Annotated in this window: 20 protein-coding genes; 10 read left to right on the top strand and 10 right to left on the bottom strand. The window is 45.0% G+C overall.

Translation table 11 applies throughout. The annotated features are described in order from the left end of the window. Positions 1 to 15: 15 nt before the first annotated feature. The 3 genes from relA (at position 16) to GTQ48_RS15180 (ending at position 3,596) form a co-directional block, all read left to right on the top strand. Positions 16 to 2,199 (top strand): GTP diphosphokinase, encoded by a 2,184-nt coding sequence (gene relA, locus GTQ48_RS15190; RefSeq protein WP_163107423.1) that lies wholly within the window; start codon positions 16 to 18, stop codon positions 2,197 to 2,199. After that, positions 2,177 to 3,058, top strand: a complete 882-nt coding sequence (gene mazG / locus GTQ48_RS15185; RefSeq protein ID WP_163107422.1) for a nucleoside triphosphate pyrophosphohydrolase — start codon at positions 2,177 to 2,179, stop codon at positions 3,056 to 3,058. The genes relA and mazG overlap by 23 nt, the downstream gene beginning before the upstream one ends. A gap of 145 nt (positions 3,059 to 3,203) precedes the next feature. Continuing rightward, positions 3,204 to 3,596 (top strand): YbaN family protein, encoded by a 393-nt coding sequence (locus GTQ48_RS15180; RefSeq protein WP_203565261.1) that lies wholly within the window; start codon positions 3,204 to 3,206, stop codon positions 3,594 to 3,596. Here the strand turns inward: GTQ48_RS15180 and GTQ48_RS15175 are convergent. Both GTQ48_RS15175 and GTQ48_RS15170 read right to left on the bottom strand, forming a co-directional pair. Continuing rightward, entirely contained in the window at positions 3,593 to 4,759 is a 1,167-nt protein-coding gene (locus tag GTQ48_RS15175; protein ID WP_163107421.1) for a hydroxymethylglutaryl-CoA reductase, read from the bottom strand. The genes GTQ48_RS15180 and GTQ48_RS15175 overlap by 4 nt on opposite strands. Positions 4,760 to 4,833: 74 nt before the next feature. Next, complete coding sequence (locus tag GTQ48_RS15170; RefSeq protein ID WP_338023336.1) at positions 4,834 to 5,886, bottom strand: transporter substrate-binding domain-containing protein; 1,053 nt, start codon at positions 5,884 to 5,886, stop codon at positions 4,834 to 4,836. A 336-nt stretch (positions 5,887 to 6,222) separates the two neighbouring features. On the opposite strand from GTQ48_RS15170, the gene rplM reads away from it, so the two are divergent. The 7 genes from rplM (at position 6,223) to GTQ48_RS15135 (ending at position 11,298) form a co-directional block, all read left to right on the top strand. Beyond that, positions 6,223 to 6,651, top strand: a complete 429-nt coding sequence (gene rplM, locus GTQ48_RS15165) for a 50S ribosomal protein L13 (protein WP_032096325.1) — start codon at positions 6,223 to 6,225, stop codon at positions 6,649 to 6,651. A gap of 12 nt (positions 6,652 to 6,663) precedes the next feature. Then, entirely contained in the window at positions 6,664 to 7,056 is a 393-nt protein-coding gene (rpsI, locus tag GTQ48_RS15160) for a 30S ribosomal protein S9 (protein WP_032096326.1), read from the top strand. 391 nt (positions 7,057 to 7,447) lie between these two features. Then, positions 7,448 to 8,077, top strand: coding sequence for a ubiquinol-cytochrome c reductase iron-sulfur subunit (petA, locus tag GTQ48_RS15155; RefSeq protein WP_032096327.1), 630 nt, complete (start codon positions 7,448 to 7,450; stop codon positions 8,075 to 8,077). A 4-nt stretch (positions 8,078 to 8,081) separates the two neighbouring features. Next, positions 8,082 to 9,347, top strand: coding sequence for a cytochrome b (locus GTQ48_RS15150; protein WP_163107420.1), 1,266 nt, complete (start codon positions 8,082 to 8,084; stop codon positions 9,345 to 9,347). Further along, a complete protein-coding gene (locus tag GTQ48_RS15145; RefSeq protein ID WP_163107419.1) occupies positions 9,344 to 10,078 on the top strand; it encodes a cytochrome c1 in 735 nt (244 codons plus the stop codon). Before GTQ48_RS15150 ends, GTQ48_RS15145 begins: the two co-directional genes overlap by 4 nt. A gap of 114 nt (positions 10,079 to 10,192) precedes the next feature. Continuing rightward, complete coding sequence (gene sspA / locus GTQ48_RS15140) at positions 10,193 to 10,825, top strand: stringent starvation protein SspA (RefSeq protein ID WP_032096330.1); 633 nt, start codon at positions 10,193 to 10,195, stop codon at positions 10,823 to 10,825. Then, positions 10,822 to 11,298, top strand: coding sequence for a ClpXP protease specificity-enhancing factor (locus tag GTQ48_RS15135; protein ID WP_163107418.1), 477 nt, complete (start codon positions 10,822 to 10,824; stop codon positions 11,296 to 11,298). Before sspA ends, GTQ48_RS15135 begins: the two co-directional genes overlap by 4 nt. A gap of 149 nt (positions 11,299 to 11,447) precedes the next feature. On the opposite strand, the gene GTQ48_RS15130 is transcribed toward GTQ48_RS15135, so the two are convergent. The 8 genes from GTQ48_RS15130 to lptB all read right to left on the bottom strand — a co-directional run bounded on the left by GTQ48_RS15130 (position 11,448) and on the right by lptB (position 18,092). Continuing rightward, positions 11,448 to 12,176: a CBM9 family sugar-binding protein gene (locus GTQ48_RS15130; RefSeq protein WP_163107417.1), complete on the bottom strand. Its 729-nt coding sequence runs from the start codon at positions 12,174 to 12,176 to the stop codon at positions 11,448 to 11,450. A gap of 32 nt (positions 12,177 to 12,208) precedes the next feature. Continuing rightward, positions 12,209 to 13,567 carry a magnesium transporter gene (mgtE, locus tag GTQ48_RS15125; RefSeq protein ID WP_163107416.1) on the bottom strand — a complete coding sequence of 453 codons (1,359 nt, stop codon included), beginning with the start codon at positions 13,565 to 13,567 and terminating at the stop codon, positions 12,209 to 12,211. A gap of 236 nt (positions 13,568 to 13,803) precedes the next feature. Continuing rightward, positions 13,804 to 14,076: an HPr family phosphocarrier protein gene (locus GTQ48_RS15120; RefSeq protein WP_032096333.1), complete on the bottom strand. Its 273-nt coding sequence runs from the start codon at positions 14,074 to 14,076 to the stop codon at positions 13,804 to 13,806. 34 nt (positions 14,077 to 14,110) lie between these two features. Further along, positions 14,111 to 14,953, bottom strand: a complete 843-nt coding sequence (gene rapZ / locus GTQ48_RS15115) for an RNase adapter RapZ (RefSeq protein WP_163107415.1) — start codon at positions 14,951 to 14,953, stop codon at positions 14,111 to 14,113. A 60-nt stretch (positions 14,954 to 15,013) separates the two neighbouring features. Then, a complete protein-coding gene (ptsN, locus tag GTQ48_RS15110) occupies positions 15,014 to 15,460 on the bottom strand; it encodes a PTS IIA-like nitrogen regulatory protein PtsN (RefSeq protein WP_163107414.1) in 447 nt (148 codons plus the stop codon). 13 nt (positions 15,461 to 15,473) lie between these two features. Beyond that, positions 15,474 to 15,761 (bottom strand): ribosome hibernation promoting factor, encoded by a 288-nt coding sequence (gene hpf, locus GTQ48_RS15105; protein WP_032096336.1) that lies wholly within the window; start codon positions 15,759 to 15,761, stop codon positions 15,474 to 15,476. A gap of 28 nt (positions 15,762 to 15,789) precedes the next feature. Then, positions 15,790 to 17,289: an RNA polymerase factor sigma-54 gene (locus tag GTQ48_RS15100; RefSeq protein WP_163107413.1), complete on the bottom strand. Its 1,500-nt coding sequence runs from the start codon at positions 17,287 to 17,289 to the stop codon at positions 15,790 to 15,792. A 77-nt stretch (positions 17,290 to 17,366) separates the two neighbouring features. Further along, the gene (lptB, locus tag GTQ48_RS15095; protein WP_032096338.1) at positions 17,367 to 18,092 is read right to left on the bottom strand and encodes an LPS export ABC transporter ATP-binding protein; all 726 of its coding nucleotides are present in this window, start codon (positions 18,090 to 18,092) and stop codon (positions 17,367 to 17,369) included.

Genomic DNA, 18,092 nt, shown 5'->3' with positions numbered 1-18,092 from the left:
CAGTGAGTTACGGATATGGTATCAACAAGAAAGGTACACGAAGCGCATAGACCCCCCTTTGAGGCGTGGTTAGATAGTTTAGGGCTTCATAGTCACACAAAAGAAAAGTTACGCGCAGTGTCTGCTTCCCCCGAGCGGCTGCTTGTGGGTCAAGAGATGGTGGAAATTCTCTGTCAGCTCAATATGGACGACGTAACGCTTCAGGCCGCACTCGTCTTTCCCTATTGTGAACAGCACGCTTTAAATGAAGAAGATATTAGTGATGAATTTGGCGCTGAGATAAAAGAGCTTATCGTTGGCGTACGCAGAATGGATGCAATCAAGTCGCTCCATGCACGCAGGCTAAGTGGCAAAGAACGCGCAGATTCTTCAGATGAACAGCACACCGATAGTATTCGCAGAATGCTATTGGCCATGGTCGAGGATGTGCGCGCCGTTGTTATTAAAATGGCAGAGCGAATTTGCGCGTTGCAGCAAGCCAAAGTTGCCGATGAAGAAACGCGAGTGATGGTGGCAAGAGAGTGCGCCAGCATTTATGCACCTTTAGCGAATCGATTGGGTATAGGGCAATTAAAGTGGGAACTCGAAGACTTAGCCTTTCGCTATCTGCACCCGGTTACCTATAAGCAAATTGCGAAGCAGCTTGATGGAAAACGCAAAGAGCGGGCTGAATACATCGATTCCATAGTCGACGATCTGCAGGGAATAATGAATACCGAAAACATCCGTGCAGAAGTGTACGGAAGGCCAAAACACATATTCAGTATTTGGAAAAAAATGCAGAAAAAGCGGCTCACGTTTGAGCAGCTATTCGATATTCGAGCAGTGAGAATTATTGCCGATAGACTACAAGATTGTTATGCCGCTCTTGGCACCGTTCACGCCAACTATAAACATTTACCTACTGAATTTGACGATTATATCGCTACGCCTAAACCCAATGGTTATCAGTCTATTCACACCGTAGTTGTAGGCCCCAAAGGCAAGTCTATTGAAATTCAAATACGCACACAGAAGATGCATCAAGATGCCGAGCTAGGGGTGGCTGCTCATTGGAAGTACAAAGAGGGTAGTGCGGGTAAACAGTCTGGTTACGATGAGAGAATAAACTGGCTGCGCCGTATTTTAGCGTGGCAAGAAGAAGTGGCAGAGTCCGGCGACTTGGTTGAAGAAATCCGAAGTCAGGTATTCGACGACAGAGTGTATGTTTTCACACCAAAAGGTGATGTTATCGATTTACCCCAAGGGGCTACACCGTTAGATTTCGCCTACTACATACATAGCAACGTAGGGCACCGTTGCAATGGGGCTAAAATAAATGGCAGGATCGTGCCTTTTACTTACCTGCTGCAAAGTGGCGATCAGGTGGAAGTGCTCACAGGAAAAGAGCTGAACCCAAGTAGGGACTGGATGCACCCTGGTTTGGGGTATGTTCATTCTTCTCGGGCACGCGCTACCATTCATTCTTACTTTAAAAAACAAGACAGAGAAAAGAATCTTGCCGCCGGTAAAGAGCTGCTAGAGCGAGAGCTTCACCGTGCTCATTTACCTTTGAAAATCCCGGCACAGGCCTGTGAGAAGTTTAATCTGCAGACGAAAGACGACCTTTTCACTGCGGTAGGAGCTGGCGATGTAAGGGTGATGCAAGTTGTCAATTTCATTCATCACTTACAAGAGCCGCCCCAGGTTGAGCCTGAGATTAGCCCTAAAGTTAAAACCCGCAAAACGGCTGCTGGAACAGGTAAAAAAGACGCTGTCGTTGTGCAAGGCGTTGGTCACCTCATGAGTCAGTTGGCTAACTGCTGCAAGCCCGTACCAGGCGAGCCTATTATGGGGTATATCACTCAGGGCAGGGGAGTGAGTGTTCACAAAGAAAGCTGTGACCAACTGCAGAACTTATTGGTTCAACACCCCGAACGCCAAATAGAAGTTAACTGGTCACAAGAGCTCAAAGTGGGCTTTGAAACGGCGGTGGATATTCATTGTCACGACAGAACCGGCCTACTTCGCGATGTCACAACCGTGTTGGCAAACGAAAATGTACCGCTGCTTGGGGTAAACAGCTTAAGTGATAAAAACCGTCAAACCGCGTTAATTACCCTATCTATTGAAGTATTGACGCTAGACAGTTTGTCCAAAGTCATCACTCGTCTGCGCCAGCTAAAAGGAGTCACTGATGCAAGACGTAAGCAAAGCTAATTTGCCCGGCGTGGCGCGTCTTTTATCTATTATGGATGCGTTGCGCTCTGATGACGGTGGTTGCCCGTGGGACCAACAGCAGACCATGGAGTCCCTAACGCGATTTACTATTGAAGAAGCGTATGAAGTTGTCGATGCTATCGCTGGTGGCGATATAGACGATATCCGAGACGAGCTGGGTGACTTGCTGTTTCAAATTGTCTTTTATGCTCATATTGCACAAGAAGACGGGCAGTTTGACTTTGACGATGTGGCAACAGCCATTAGCGATAAGCTGGTACGTCGCCATCCTCATGTCTTCGCTCAGGGGCAAACCAGCGTAAACACCGACGCCAAAACCAGTCAGTCCGCTTTGTCTCAGCAGTGGGAGGCCATTAAGGCCCAAGAGAAAGCAGAGAGAAAAGCAGCAAAACAGGCCAACACAGACAGCAGCCAGCCTCATCGAGTCAACAATGAGCCTCTTTTAGACAGTGTGCCTAAAGGAATGCCTGCACTGATGTACGCACAAAAATTGCAAAAAAAATGTGCCAAAGTAGGGTTTGATTGGCCAGATACTCTGCCCGTATTAGATAAAGTGGAAGAAGAGTTAGAAGAGATTAAGCAAGAGCTTAACGCCTCAACACGAAACCAAGACGCCATTGAAGAAGAGATTGGCGATGCACTCTTTGCAATGGTTAATTTAGCCAGGCACTGCAACATAGACGCGGATACCGCACTGCGCAAAGCAAGTTTTAAGTTTGCAAAGCGTTTTACCGCTGTAGAGGAACTCGCTCACGCTCAGCATCACTCATTAACCGATTTATCGCTAGATGAGATGGAGTCGCTATGGGGGAAAGTAAAAGCGCAGGAAAAACTGTAAAAAAGTAGCTAGATTTCAGCGCTGTAATAACAAACCCGTGCTACGCTAATATTATTATCAAATCGAAATTTGGCCGTTATTGAATCGTCAGTGTGCTGATTTGCTATTTTTATTCGTCACTGTCAGAGGTCTTAAGGGGAGTTCATTGAGCGTTCGCATCATTAAAAAAGTGGGTAAGCCATTTTTCGCCGTTCTCGGTGCGTTATTCACACTCTTAGGTGTCATTGGTGCTTTCTTGCCGGTTATGCCAACCACCGTTTTTCTCATTGGTGCACTTTATTGCTTTACACGCTCATCGCTTAAGCTTGAGCGCTGGTTGTTGCAACACCCTCGTTTCGGTGAAACCTTGCGCGCATGGCGCGACAATGGCGCAATATCTAAACGGACAAAGTGTGTGGCCTGCTGCAGCATGCTGCTTAGCTTCATCATATTTTGTATATTCGCCAACGCGCCGCTTTATGCATATGCTGGCGTTGCGGTGTTTATGAGCGCAGGCGCATACTTTGTCATATCTCGACCTGAATGCGTTGATGCTTAGCGGTTTCTGCCCAATTTTTCATGACTAGATACCCATTCATTTGCGACAACGGCAGAACCAAGAGATAGATCGCCGCATAGCACAGTCGCCGCAATGATCTCTGCGAGCTTATTCACCTTTCCTTTACCTGCACAGCCCAGAACGTTTAAACACTCCTGCTGTGTTGCTAAGCCGGTCCCTCCACCATAGGTCGCAACGATGAGCGATGGTATGGTAACCGAAAAGTAATAGTCGCCGTTTGGTAAAATTTCAGCATAGGTGAAGCCTGCAGATGACTCTGCGACATTAGCCACATCCTGACCGCAGGCAATGAATACCGCGGTAATGCCATTGGCAAAATGAGCGCCATTGTTAACACTGCCAGCCATTAAGGCGCCCATGTTGGAATACTGGCGCTGCTTAAAAAGCGCCTCAGGGGGACAATGCATGATGTCTGTCATCAACTGCTTAGGCAAGGTGATTTCAGCAACAACTCGCTTACCTCTAGTGTGTAATGAGTTGAGGTGAGAGTGCTTCTTATCGGTGTCTAAATTGGCAGCAAGTACAAAGTGGTCAACGTTTCCAGGATAGTTGTCTAATACCCAGTCGCATCCTGCTTTTGTTGCTTTACTCACCATATTTTGACCCGCTGCGTCACCACAGGTAAAATTGAAGCGCAGCCAGCGCAGTTTTGAAACTGCATATTGTTCGATGTCTCTGAGTTTTCCCACTGAAGTAGTTTCTTCGCTCGCCACTTTTATCTGATCAAAGTTAGCCTCAATCCATTTTCCAAAGGCAAGGGCTTCTCTCGCGTCAGCAAAAGCAAACATAGGTGCGCGCTGCATAGCGTCATCTATCACAGTGGTTTTAATGCCGCCTGCTTCCCGAGTTAAACGCATACCTCTGCTGTAGCTTGCCACTAACGTACCTTCTGTCGTCGCCATAGGCACATAAAACTCTCCTTGTGCAGCTTCGCCGTTAACCAGCATGGGGCCTGCAAATCCAATAGGAACTTGCGCCACACCGGTAAAGTTTTCAATATTTCCGGCCAGAGATTCTGGCTCAAGAGAAAAATGACTCGAATGAGTAAGGGATGCATTGGTTTCGTTTTCGATAAACTGTCTGCGTTTTTCGCTCGTGTCACGGGTGTAATCAAGGGCTGGAGAACGGGGTATCTTAGGCATAAACAATCCTTCCTACGTTTTATTTATAGTAGGAGCGCAACGGGTAAATTGGAACTGCTAAGAACTGATATATACTAATCATTCACATCAATAGCTAAAGAGGGATAACCCATCTCTAGCTCAATGGCTTTAACCGCCAGCTGCGGGGTTTTAACCCAATCTGCATAGTTAAGGGGGCCGGGAATGAGCGGATTGTTTAATTCATGGACTTGGCGTTTTGGGTCATTAAGCAGGTCATTAGCGAGTAAGTGTGTATCTATACTATAGAAAATCTCTTCAAGCTCTCCTGATTGAATAAGCCTTATCAGTCCAAGGCGAATCCTATTGGCCAATTGCTGTTTGTCAGAGCGTACAAAGAAATATTCGTAGTTGGGGTAGGTGATTAGGTGGTTTTTATCTATGGCTAATTCGTTATTATCAAAATGCTGAATGTCGCTATGTATTTCAATAATATTTCGAGGGAAACCGTCTACCACATTGCGCTCAACAAGCAGATACATAGAACGAAACCACGTGCTCCAGTCTTCGCTAACTACACCAAATCCATTGGCTTTGAGTATTTTCAAATCTGGCCAATCAGCCCCCTGCACAAACTGCTTTTCTTTTAAACTTTCCAGTGAGGTTATACCGTCAAACTGTGCCTTTTTCTCTGTGTTAACTACGATGACGCGATGGCCAGAATATCCACGTAGTAAAGGTAATCTTATAGGCGTGAGTTTGCGCTCTCTAGACTTGCTCGTTACGCTCCACATAATATCAGCAGAGCCTTCAAGTAAGCTTCGCATTTGACGGCTTTGAGACATGGGCTGTGGGTGAAGGGATATGTTTAGCTCGCCGAACTCTGACGTGACTTCAAGGGCTCGGGATAATACTGCTATTTGGTACTTTCCAAAGTCATCATTGGCGAAGGCCCTGGCAAGTACGACGGTGTCCGCTATAGCGTCTTTTTTATTTAGCGAGTCGTTAGGCGTTTCATTAACCGTTTCGTTATTTACTTCAATAGCGGCACCATTAACTGCGCTTTGAACCGACTCAGGATAAAAGGCATTTGAGGGATAGCACACAACAGATAGTGCGATAGCACACGCCATAAGGTTTGCAATAATAAATGCTGTAGGGCGATTCACAATGTCGTCGTTATTTTTCTAGTTATTTTCGTAGTTGTTTTTGTCGTTGTATTTATGGCTGCTTTTATGATTACTATAACTGGTCAAAAATAAAGCAGATGAACGTTATCTTATATTGAAATGGAAGTCACCGTTTAAAGCAGAAAAACTGTACATTTTTTCACTCTAGGGGTTCGCATTTGCGATAAAATCTGTATAATTCGCGCCCTGCCCAGTTACGCCCACCTTTGGGAAGGTGGAAGAATCGACCGGCTCGAAGGGGTCCTTGTGTTGATTTTATGGTGATTTCTGGTGTTCAGAAATCAGTAACGACGATATTATTCGGGTGATATTTAAATGAAAACTTTTGTTGCAAAGCCAGAAACGGTACAACGTGACTGGTACGTGGTTGACGCCACAGACAAAACTCTAGGCCGTTTGGCTTCAGAAATCGCATTGCGCCTTCGTGGTAAGCATAAGCCAGAGTACACGCCTCACGTGGACACTGGTGATTACATTATAGTTATCAATGCTGACAAAATTACGGTTACTGGCCGTAAAGCGTTGAACAAAATCTATTATGCGCACAGTGGCTATCCAGGTGGTCTGAAAGAAACTAACTTTGAAAAGCTGCTAGCTTTCAAACCAGAAATGGTTATTGAGAAAGCAGTGAAAGGAATGCTGCCAAAAGGTCCTCTAGGCCGTGCAATGTTCCGTAAAATGAAAGTTTACGCTGGTGCAGAACATTCGCACGCAGCACAGCAACCACAAGTTTTGGACATCTAAGGGGCAATCGACATGGCAGATACTCAATACTACGGCACCGGCCGCCGCAAAAGTTCTACCGCTCGTGTGTTCTTGCGTCCAGGCTCAGGTAACATTCAAGTAAACAAACGCGCTCTAGATCAGTACTTCGGTCGTGAGACTGAGTGCATGGTTGTTCGTCAGCCTCTAGAACTTGTAGAGATGCTAGAAAAGTTTGACCTATACATCACTGTTAAAGGTGGTGGTTCAAATGGTCAAGCTGGCGCAATTCGTCACGGCATCACTCGTGCTCTTATGGAGTATGATGAAGCGTTACGTCCTGCACTACGCAAAGCTGGCTTCGTTACACGTGACGCACGTCAGGTTGAACGTAAGAAAGTGGGTCTACACAAAGCACGTAAGCGTCCACAATTCTCAAAACGTTAATTTACGTTTTTTGTTTTGCAAAAACCCGGCTCTGCCGGGTTTTTTATTGCCTGTAAGATATTGAGCAAAATAAAAAAGGTTTAATTTCCCCTGCTTTTTAGGTGCTATTCATGGTAAAACCCTGATTTAAAGCGCTTATCACCGATTTTACCCTCAGCTTCAATGAATTAAATTTATGCTTAAATACCAGTAAAACCTTGTGTTTATAAGGGCTTTTCTTTTATCATTTGCAGTCGAAAAAATTGATAACTTTCGTGGAACCGTAAAACAGCGCCTTTTGCTGTTATTTCGCTCTTACGACAAGCCATATGATGCGGTAATACAGGCGAGATAAAACCAGTATAAGCCTTTTTAGATGGCATCATAATTATCCAAACCTGGAGAAATGTGGATGAGCAATGTATCTGTAGATGCAACAAAGTCTGCACATAACGAAAATCAGCCTGAGAACAACACCCGTCGTCGGTTTTTGACCGTTGCCACGTCGGTAGTTGGCGGTGTAGGTGTCGTTGGTGCTGCAGTGCCTTTTATTGCGTCCTGGAATCCAAGTGCCAAAGCGAAAGCGGCCGGTGCTGACGTTGAAGTTGATATCAGCGGGATTGAGCCTGGACAGTTAGTGCGTGTAATGTGGCGAAGCAAGCCTGTGTGGATTGTGCGTCGTACCCCTGAGCTTTTAGAGGCACTAGGCGGGCACGAAGATCAGCTTAAAGATCCAAATTCAGAAGCCGAGCAGCAACCTACTTTTGCGCAAAACCGCTTCCGCTCCATGAAAGAAGAATACTTAATCCTAGTGGGTATTTGTACTCACCTTGGGTGCTCTCCACAGCATCTAAAAGACGGTGCGTTTGAAGAATACGTTGAAGGTGTTCCTGAAGGTTTCTTCTGCCCGTGCCACGGTTCTAAGTTTGATATGGCAGGACGTGTATTTCAAAACGTACCTGCTCCATTAAACCTAGTAGTGCCGCCTTATCAGTTCGTTGATGATACAAACATCATCATTGGTTCAGAAGCGGAGGCTTAATTATATGAACGCTTTTCTAGGTTGGATTGAAGACCGTCTCCCAGTGGGGCGCGTTGCAAATATGCACGCTATTCAATACCCAGCGCCAAAAAATATGAACTTTTGGTATGTGTTTGGGTTTTTAGCAACTATCGTTCTGGTCAACCAAATAATTACTGGTATATGGCTAACCATGAACTTTGTACCTTCAGCAGAGGGCGCTTTCGCTTCTGTTGAATACATCATGCGTGAAATCGATTACGGATGGATAATCCGTTATATGCACAGTACAGGCGCGTCAGCGTTCTTTATTGTTGTTTACATGCACATGTTCCGCGGAATGATATACGGTTCGTATCAAAAACCACGTGAGCTACTGTGGGTGTTTGGTATGTTTATCTATCTTGCACTGATGGCTGAAGCCTTCATGGGATATGTACTTCCTTGGGGACAAATGTCTTACTGGGGTGCTCAGGTAATCGTTTCGTTATTCGGTGCCATTCCGGTAGTGGGTCCTGACCTCGTTATTTGGTTACAGGGCGACTATGTTATTTCCGGCGCCACGCTAAACCGATTCTTCGCCTTGCACGTTATTGCATTGCCGTTAGTGATTGTAATACTTGTGTTCTTGCACATTATTGCGCTTCACGAAGTGGGTTCTAATAACCCGGATGGCGTAGCCATTAAGCACAAGAAAGGCTCACTGCCAGAGTCAGAGAAAACGAAGTACAAAATTCACGAGTACTACACTAGCAAGTACGATATTGCTGACGACGTTCTACCGTTCTTCCCACACATTGTGTTGAAAGACTTGGTGGCGTTCTGTGTATTCTTGGCGTTATTTACTTATGTATTGTTCTTTGCGCCTGAAATGGGCGGTAAGTTCCTTGAACACCCTAACTTTGAAATTGCTAATCCTCTGAAAACGCCAGAGCATATATTCCCAGTGTGGTACTTCACGCCATTCTACGCAATTTTGAAAGCAGTACCTGACAAGCTGTTTGGTGTACTAGCTATGTTTGGCGCTATAGCTGCATTGTTCGCAATGCCATGGGTAGACCGTGGTCGCGTTAAATCATGGCGCTATCGTTGTGGTTTACACAAAGTGAACCTTATTGTGTTCGCGATTGTGTTTATCTTCCTGGGTTACCTAGGTGGTACGCCACAAGAGAACTGGAAAATCATTGCGTCACAGGTTGCTACAATCATGTACTTTGGTTTCTTCATTGCATTGTTCTTGTACAGCAAAAACGAAAATACTAAACCTGTGCCAGAGAGGATTCCTAAATGAAAAAAATGATGTACTTTTTAGCATTCTTTCTACCTGGCGTCGCGATGGCGGCAGGTGGGAACGTGCATCTAGACGAAGCGCCGATTGACTTGTCAGATAAGGCGTCACTACAACGCGGTGCGCAGTTGTTCATGAACTTCTGTTCAGGCTGTCACTCAATGAAGTATCAACGCTACCAGCGTTCATTTACCGATTTGGGTATTCCTGACGAACTAGGCGAAGAGTATCTGCAGTTTACGGGCGAGAAAGTGTCTGATTACATGACACGCGCTATGCCTGAAGATGCCGCAGCACAGTGGTTCGGAGCTGCGCCACCTGATCTTACGCTAGTAGCTCGTGTTCGTGGTACAGATTGGATATACACCTATCTGCGCGCGTTCTATGTGGACGAAAGCAGACCGTTTGGTGTTAACAACACCGTGTTCCCAGAAGTGGGTATGCCGCATGTTCTACAACCTCTTCAAGGCACGCCAACGCGTACCTATGAAGAGCAAATGGTAGATGGCGAGATGGTTAAGCGCTATGTGGGTATCAAATCTGACGGAACGGGTTCAATGTCTCCGGACGAATACGACCAAGCCGTTGCCGACATCGTGAACTTTTTGGAGTACACGGGTGAGCCAGCTAAACTTGAGTCTCACAAAATCGGTAAATGGGTACTTATCTTTATTGCCGTATTGTTTGTGTTTGTTTACTTGCTCAAGAAAGATTACTGGCGAGAAGTGCACTAATCGCACAGATTTATGTATAATACCAAAAGGGGGCTTCTCGCCCCCTTTTTTGGCATTTGTAATTCGCTCATTGTAACAGTGAGCTTTAACTTGTTTCTCGACGGAGGAAATTGAATGGCCGTAGCCGCGAATAAACGTTCTATCATGACGTTGTTCTCTGACACAATTGATATTTATAGCCACCAGGTTCGTATTGTGTTGGCAGAAAAAGGTGTGGGTGTTGAAATCAGCTACACAGATCCTAGTAACTTATCTGAAGATCTGTTGGAGTTAAACCCATACGGTACGGTACCCACTCTTGTTGATCGTGAACTCGTACTTTATAAGTCTCACATCATCATGGAATACCTTGATGAGCGCTTCCCGCACCCACCATTGATGCCGGTATATCCAGTATCTCGTGGTACAAGCCGTCTAATGATGCACCGCATCGAGCAAGATTGGTATTCACTCGCTGCACGCATTTTCCGCGGTGAAGGCGATGTTGAGTCATCACGTAATGAACTTCGTGAAGCTATTTTATCTTTAGCCCCTGTTTTTGCTGAAATGCCTTACTTTATGAGTGAAGAGTTCAGCTTGGTGGATTGCTATCTTGCGCCGCTATTATGGCGTTTACCTGCATTAGGCATCGAGCTTAGTGGAACAGGAAGCAAAGAAATCAGTACTTACATGAACCGTATTTTCTCTCGCAGTTCGTTCAAGGCATCTTTGACTGACCAAGAGCGCGAGATCCATAACCCATTATGACATCTATGACGTCAAACCAGCCCTATCTACTTAGGGCTTTTTATGAATGGATAGTGGATAACGATATGACGCCATACGTTGTTGTTGATGCAACAAATGAATTGGTGGAAGTTCCGCAAGAATTTGTTAAAGACGGCCAAATTGTACTTAATGTATCACCGAGTGCCTGCGTGGGTTTTAACCTGGATATAAACGGTTTGTCTTTTCAAGCGCGTTTTGGAGGCCAACCTCGTCGTTTAAGCATGCCCTGTGAAGCGGTAATTGCTATATACGCTCGTGAGAATGGTGCTGGTACTGTGTTTGCAACAGAGGAAGATGTAGCACGTTCTGATGCTATTGAGCCAGCAGAGCCTATCTCAAGTGAGCCAGAACAAACAGGACCAACATCTATAGAAGATGCTGATGCTTCTGCCTCAAGCGATGCGCCTGTACCGCCTAAAAAGGGTAAGCCTACGCTGAAGGTCATTAAGTAGCCCAAGCGTAATTATCAACTAGGTTTTAGGTCGAATTATTCAAAAGCCGCTGTATTTTAAGATACTGCGGCTTTTTTGTTTGAGACGGTTTTTTTGAAAGGAGATGGCTGTTAAAGGTGAAGGCTGCTAAAGACGATAAGTAGCCACCTTTACTTTTTAGGTAGCAACGTTATCTTGCCGAACACATCTGCATCTATGTACCCACGGTTTTTGTCACCGTTTACCGGCTGTATCTCATGAGAGCCCATAAAATGCTCACGTACTTCACTGCCATCATTATCGCAGTAGGCCAGCATAAAACCAATAACTTGGTGTTCCTCTAACACTAGAGGGGTGTTGGGGCTATTTTCTTCATAACTATTGGAAAAGAGTTTAATCGCCACTTCCCAGACAATGTTATAAGGCGCTGATGTTTGTCGTTGCCAACGGCTGATAAGATGCTCTGTATACAAATGCGCTTTTTGGTCAGGTGCATAATCGGCGGCTTGGTTATCAAGGCCTATATGGTAGGCAAATGCGGTATGGTTAAATTGATGATTGCCACCAGAAGCGTCGCTGTCTATAAATACCTCTAGCGCATCATCATCCCAATATTTTTTAGTTGGGTTAGGGTGAGTGTCAATCAGCACATCATCGCTGATACTCGCCTGCAAATATAGATAGTTTTCATCCCACAATAATCGATAGCGGCCTTTAAAGTCATTATCTGATGTGGGAAGCGTTCCATCCATTAAATGGGGCATATCGTGCCATGTGGCTTTATTCCAAGCATCTTCTGATACACCATCAATGTGGATAGGCGTTGACGTGTAATTAACGTTTCCAGCGGCTACTAAGAAGGGAGTAAGTAAACCAACGGCTAATATTATGCGTTTCATCAAGATACCCTAGTGAAAATTGACTGTTACCGCTATACCAAAAACAATGTGGCAGTGCCTAGGAATGCAAAAATACCCACCACGTCTGTGATGGTGGTTAAAATGACACTTCCCGCTAGTGCAGGGTCTATCTTTAGTCGCTTCATTATCATAGGCAGCGTTGCGCCGGCTAATGCAGCCGCAATCATGTTAACAAGCATAGCAAATGCAATGATGACACCTAGCATATAGTCTTGTTTCCACAATGCGATGACAGAGGCTATTAATACCGCCCAAATGATGCCGTTTAGCACACCAATGGCAATCTCTTTACTAATCAGCCAGCGGGAGTTGTTTGCATTGACATGGCCCAGCGCCATACCGCGTATAACAAGAGTCAGGGTTTGGTTACCTGCCACACCACCCATGCTTGGTACAATGGTGTTTAAAATAGCGAGTACAGCTAAAGCGCTTAATGTGGCTTCAAATAAGTCGCTCACCATTGCTGCCATCAATGCCGTGGCTAGGTTCACCGCTAGCCACACTGAACGTCTCTTGGTACTTTGCATAACAGGGGCAAAGGTATCTTCATCGTCGTCTAGACCCGCCATACTCATCATGGAGTGTTCGGCGTCTTCGCGAATAATATCAACCACGTCATCAATAGTAATTCGCCCGACGAGGCGATTATTTTCATCAACAACAGGTGCTGAGAGCCAGTTATAGCGTTCAAATAGGCTCGCGACTTCATCATCTGGCATGTTAACCGGAATAGCTTCTGACTCTTCATCCATCACATCAGAGACTTTGTCGCTAGTGTCTGCGGTTAGAAGCCGTGTTACTGGTACGATACCCACGAGGTTATCGGTGCGATTGACCACATAAAAGGTATCTGTGTTTTCTGGTAGCTCGCCCTTGAGGCGGATATAACGCAATACCACATCAATAGTAACGTCGGGACGCAGGGTGATAGTGTCGGTATTCATGATGAAGCCGGCAGTTTCTTCACCATAAGATAGTGCTTGTTCGGCGCGCAACCGGTCTTGTGCGTCCATGGAGTCTAGGATGTCGAGGAGGACCGTTTCTGGCAGGCTGCTTAGGGTCTCTGCCAGGTCATCGGTATCCATTTCCTCAAGCGCGTCCACCACATTTGCAGGCAGCATTTTAGTAATTATGCCGTTACGAACATCATCGGACAGTTCTTCTAAAATATCGCCGTGAAAGTCGCCGTCAATCAACTCCCATAGCTCGTCACGAGTGCGGCTAGGGCTGGACTCTAAAATGTGGGCTACGTCGGAAGGCGGAAGTTCAAGAAGGAGCTTTCTAACCGACACAAATTGGCCGTTACTCAGCGCATTGTTGAGCGTTCGCAATTGAGTTTGTACATATTTAGAAACGAGAGCTTCTGCCATGAAAAGCAATTCCTAACCAAGAGTGTGCCTAAAGAAAGCGTATTTCACGCCGTAGACAATGACCAAATAGATTAAGCTTATAGAATAGCGTATTTACCCTAGCAGTGTCATGATAAATACATTGTTTTAGAATGAGTTTTTACGTGTCAGCGCTTATATAAGACGCTATGTAAGCAGTTATATAGGCGCTTAGCCAGCGGCCAGTGAAAAGCTGGCCTATGGGAGGGCCTACGAGGTTACTCGTCTTCGTTAAAGCGTCCTTCAATGAGTGTTTCAATAGCGGCTAAGGCGTCCTCTGCATCATCGCCTTCAACAATCACGTTAACTTGCTCACCCTGATGGCTTTCAAGCATCATCAACCCAAGCACACTGCTTGCGTCGGCCTGTTTATCGCCTTTTTCAAGAATTATTTTGGCATCAAATTGATTAGCAAGCTGCACAAGTTGGGTTGCCGCTCTTGCGTGAAGGCCAAGTTTATTGACGATGGTGAGTGTTTTCTCAATAGTCACTAGTATTTACGCTCTTTTTTATTAATGCGAGTGGTTAATTTAGCTCTCTGTGACGAATCTGCACATCCGGATGAATTTCACCGAATGTTTTTGACAACGTCTGCGCAATATAGACAGAACGGTGCTGCCCACCCGTACAGCCAATGGCTACCGTGACATAGCTTCTATTATTTCGCTCGAGATGAGGCAGCCATGTGGTCATTAAGTTTTGGATTTGCCATACAAACTTAGTAACCACAGGTTGTGAGCCAAGAAATACTTCTACAGGTGCATCTAAACCCGTCAAATGCCGCAAATCAGGCTCCCAGTGAGGGTTCGGTAAGAAACGAGCGTCAAATACATAGTCGGCGTCTTTCGGTATACCGTGCTTAAAGCCAAAAGATTCAAACACTAGTACCAAACGAGAACTCTTTTTACCTAAAATCCGCTCGCGAATAATTTCGGCCAGCTGATGTATAGTGAGCTTATCTGTGTCTAAGTAGAGGTCAGCACGCTCAACAATAGGCCCAAGCAACGTTGATTCTGCCTTTATGGCCTCAGAGAGCGATTTATTTAATTTGGCTAGAGGGTGTAAACGTCTAGTTTCGCTAAAGCGCTTTACTAACACGTCGTCACTGGCATCAATGTAAACAATCGTCATCGACCAAGAGGAGGGAAGGTAGTCTAATATTTCTACCAAATCGTTGGGATTCTTTGGTAAATTGCGTACGTCGATACTCACCGCTACCTGATCGTATTCATCCACAACAGTATGGGTGAGCGTTGGTAGCAAATTGACGGGAATGTTATCGACGCAATAGTAGCCCAAATCTTCCAATGCTCTTAATGCCACCGACTTTCCTGAGCCTGAACGACCACTGATAATGATCAGCTTCACCGATATTTCTCCCTAAACAAAAAAGTGACGAAAACGTCAATGTATCTTTTGAAACTGTCTTTACATGCCAAGTGCCGAAACAATATCTTCGTTGGTTTTGGCTCTTCGTATCGCTTTGACAGTGTCTTTGTCGCTGAGCTTACCAGCCACTGTCGCTAAGGTTTGTAAATGTCCCTCTGTCTGTTCTTCAGGCACTAGCAGTGCAAAAAATATATCGACAGGTTTTTCATCGAGGGCGTCAAAATTAATCGCTGGAATGCAGGTTACAATAATGGCCATAACGTGTTCTAAACCCGCTAAACGACCATGAGGGAGCGCTATACCGTTACCTATTCCTGTACTGCCCATCCGCTCTCTAGATAGAAGACTATTCAACACGGTGACTTGGTCAATGCTGGTATTGTCTTGGGCAGCAATATCAGAAATGATTTCTAATATTCGCTTCTTGCTATTGCACTGAACCGCACACTCGGTGCGGTCCAGGCTTACGATGGCTTTAATATCCATGCTTAATTATCTATTAATGCTTTTTCAGTTTTTCCTTATGCTTGATCACCTGCCTGTCGAGTTTATCAACCATGCTGTCAATCGCCGCATACATATCGGTATTTTCTGAGGATGCAAATACTTCGGCACCACTTAAATGCATCGTAGCTTCTGCTTTTTGATTTATTTTTTCTACGTTCAGGATGACATGCACATTAGAAATGTGATCAAAGTGACGCTCAAGTTTACTAAACTTCGTATCGACATAATTACGCAAAGAATCGGTGATTTCCACATGATGACCAGTTAGGTTGATTTGCATATTTCGTCTTCCTTTTAATATAACGCCTTTAGATAAGGCTTTTGCGTTGGTTAGACGGGGGTATCGATAAAGACTCCCGGTATTTTGCTATTGTCCGCCGAGCGACTTTTATGCCTTGCTCTGCCAACAATAAAGCAATTTTGCTATCGCTTAATGGTTTGCTTGGCGTTTCTGCTGCTACCAATTTCTTTATTAATGCACGAATGGCCGTTGACGAACACTCACCGCCAGACTCAGTTGCCACATGGCTAGAAAAGAAATACTTCAATTCGTAAATACCGCGAGGCGTATGCATGTACTTCTGAGTCGTTACTCGCGATATTGTGGATTCGTGCATATCCACCATTTCTGCGACATCATTGAGCACCATTGGTTTCATCATTTCTGGTCCGTGCTCAAAAAATCCCATTTGCTGTTGAACGATACAATTAGCTACTTTCATTAAGGTATCGTTTCTAGACTCTAAACTCTTTATAAACCATTTAGCTTCTTGCATATGAGAACGAATAAACTGAGAGTCACTGCTGTTTTTCGCTTTTCGACTCATTGCTGCGTATTGCTGATTTACACCTAGCTTAGGCAAGCTGTCGGGGTTGAGTTCAACAGTCCAGCGACCATTCTTCTTTGCCACCGATACATCTGGAATAACATACTCAGGCTCTTTAGTAACTAAAGCACTACCTGGGCGAGGATTCAAGGTTTGAAGTAAACGCATTGCCTCGCGAAGTTCATCTTCCTTCAAGCGGCTTTTACGCATGAGGGTTCTATAATCTTTGCTACTGAGAAGGTCTGAGTAGTCCTCAATCAGTCTTCTCGCTTCATCTAACCAAGGTGTGTCGTCAGCAAACTGGCGCAGCTGCACCATTAAACACTCTTGCGGAGAGCGAGATCCAGAGCCGATAGGGTCAAACATTTGAATACGTTTCAGTACACACTCAACTTCATCTAATTCGATTTCTTCTTCAATATTTTCGGTTTCGATATCTTCAAAGTTTACTGCCTCTAATATCTCATCTAGCGTAGCGGTTAAATAACCTGATTCGTCAATCGAGTCGATAATGGCAACAGCGATAGCTCTGTCGATATCAGAAAAAGGAGTTAAACGCATCTGCCAAAGCAGGTGAGTTTGAATGTCGTCAGTGGTTTCGCCTTGGAAAACGTGGTCATCATCGTTATTTGACGGGCCAGGTGCAGGCGCTGAAGAGGCTGAGTAATATTCGTCCCAGGTGCTATCAATTGGCAGTTCATCGGGTAAGTCGTTCTTTTCTAAAGCATCACCCGACTCTAAAGTGTCGCTGGACGCTGACGCGGTAGCTTCGATTTGGCTATCGTCATTGTCTATGTTGTTTTTTTCTGCCTGAGGCTCGTCATTACCTTCTTCTACTTCTAGCAGAGGGTTTGAGTCGAGGGCCTCTTGAATCTCCTGTTGAAGATCGAGTGTAGACAGCTGCAGCAGCTTGATTGCCTGCTGCAACTGTGGAGTCATCGTTAGTTGTTGACTAAATTTTAACTGTAAAGATGGTTTCATCTATATCTTATTTTAATGCTCTTGAGTGAATATACCTGAGCGCTTATGAAAAATGACAATTAGGTTACACACAATAACTATAGCCTGAATTGTTCGCCTAGGTATACATCCCTTACTTTTTGATTACTTAAAACCTGTTCCGCCGTTCCTTGCGCAATAAGTTCACCATGACTTACGATGTACGCCTTTTCACAGACATCCAATGTTTCCCGCACGTTGTGGTCGGTAATGAGTATACCCAACCCTCTGTCGCGCAAGTGCTGTATTATCTTCTTTATATCATTAACTGATATGGGATCAACACCAGCAAAAGGTTCATCAAGCAAAATAAATTCAGGTTTTGCTGCTAATGCTCGTGCTATTTCTACTCGGCGACGTTCTCCACCGGAAAGACTCATACCCATACTATTACGTATATGGTTGATATTAAATTCATCAAGTAGTGCATCGGCTTCTTCTTCCTGCTGCTGTGAATTTAAATCCTTTCTGGTTTGTAAAATCGCCATAATATTTTCATGCACAGTGAGCTTTCGAAAGATGGACGCTTCCTGTGGTAAATAGCCAATACCGCCTCTTGCACGCTCATGCATAGGCTGATGAGTTAATTCATTATCATCGATAGATATTTGGCCTTTGTCTGAGGGAACCAACCCTACAATCATATAAAAAGTGGTGGTTTTCCCCGCGCCGTTAGGCCCCAATAACCCGACAATTTGTCCGGTAGAGACTGACAGGCTAACATCAATCACTACCTGTCGTGATTTATATGCTTTAGCAAGGTTCTTTGCACTAAGAGTTGCCAT

This window comes from Alteromonas genovensis (assembly GCF_010500895.1).
Classification (GTDB): Bacteria; Pseudomonadota; Gammaproteobacteria; order Enterobacterales; family Alteromonadaceae; genus Alteromonas; species Alteromonas genovensis.
The sequence above is the reverse complement of the archived record's forward strand: the minus strand, read 5'-3'. Positions and strand labels throughout refer to the sequence as shown.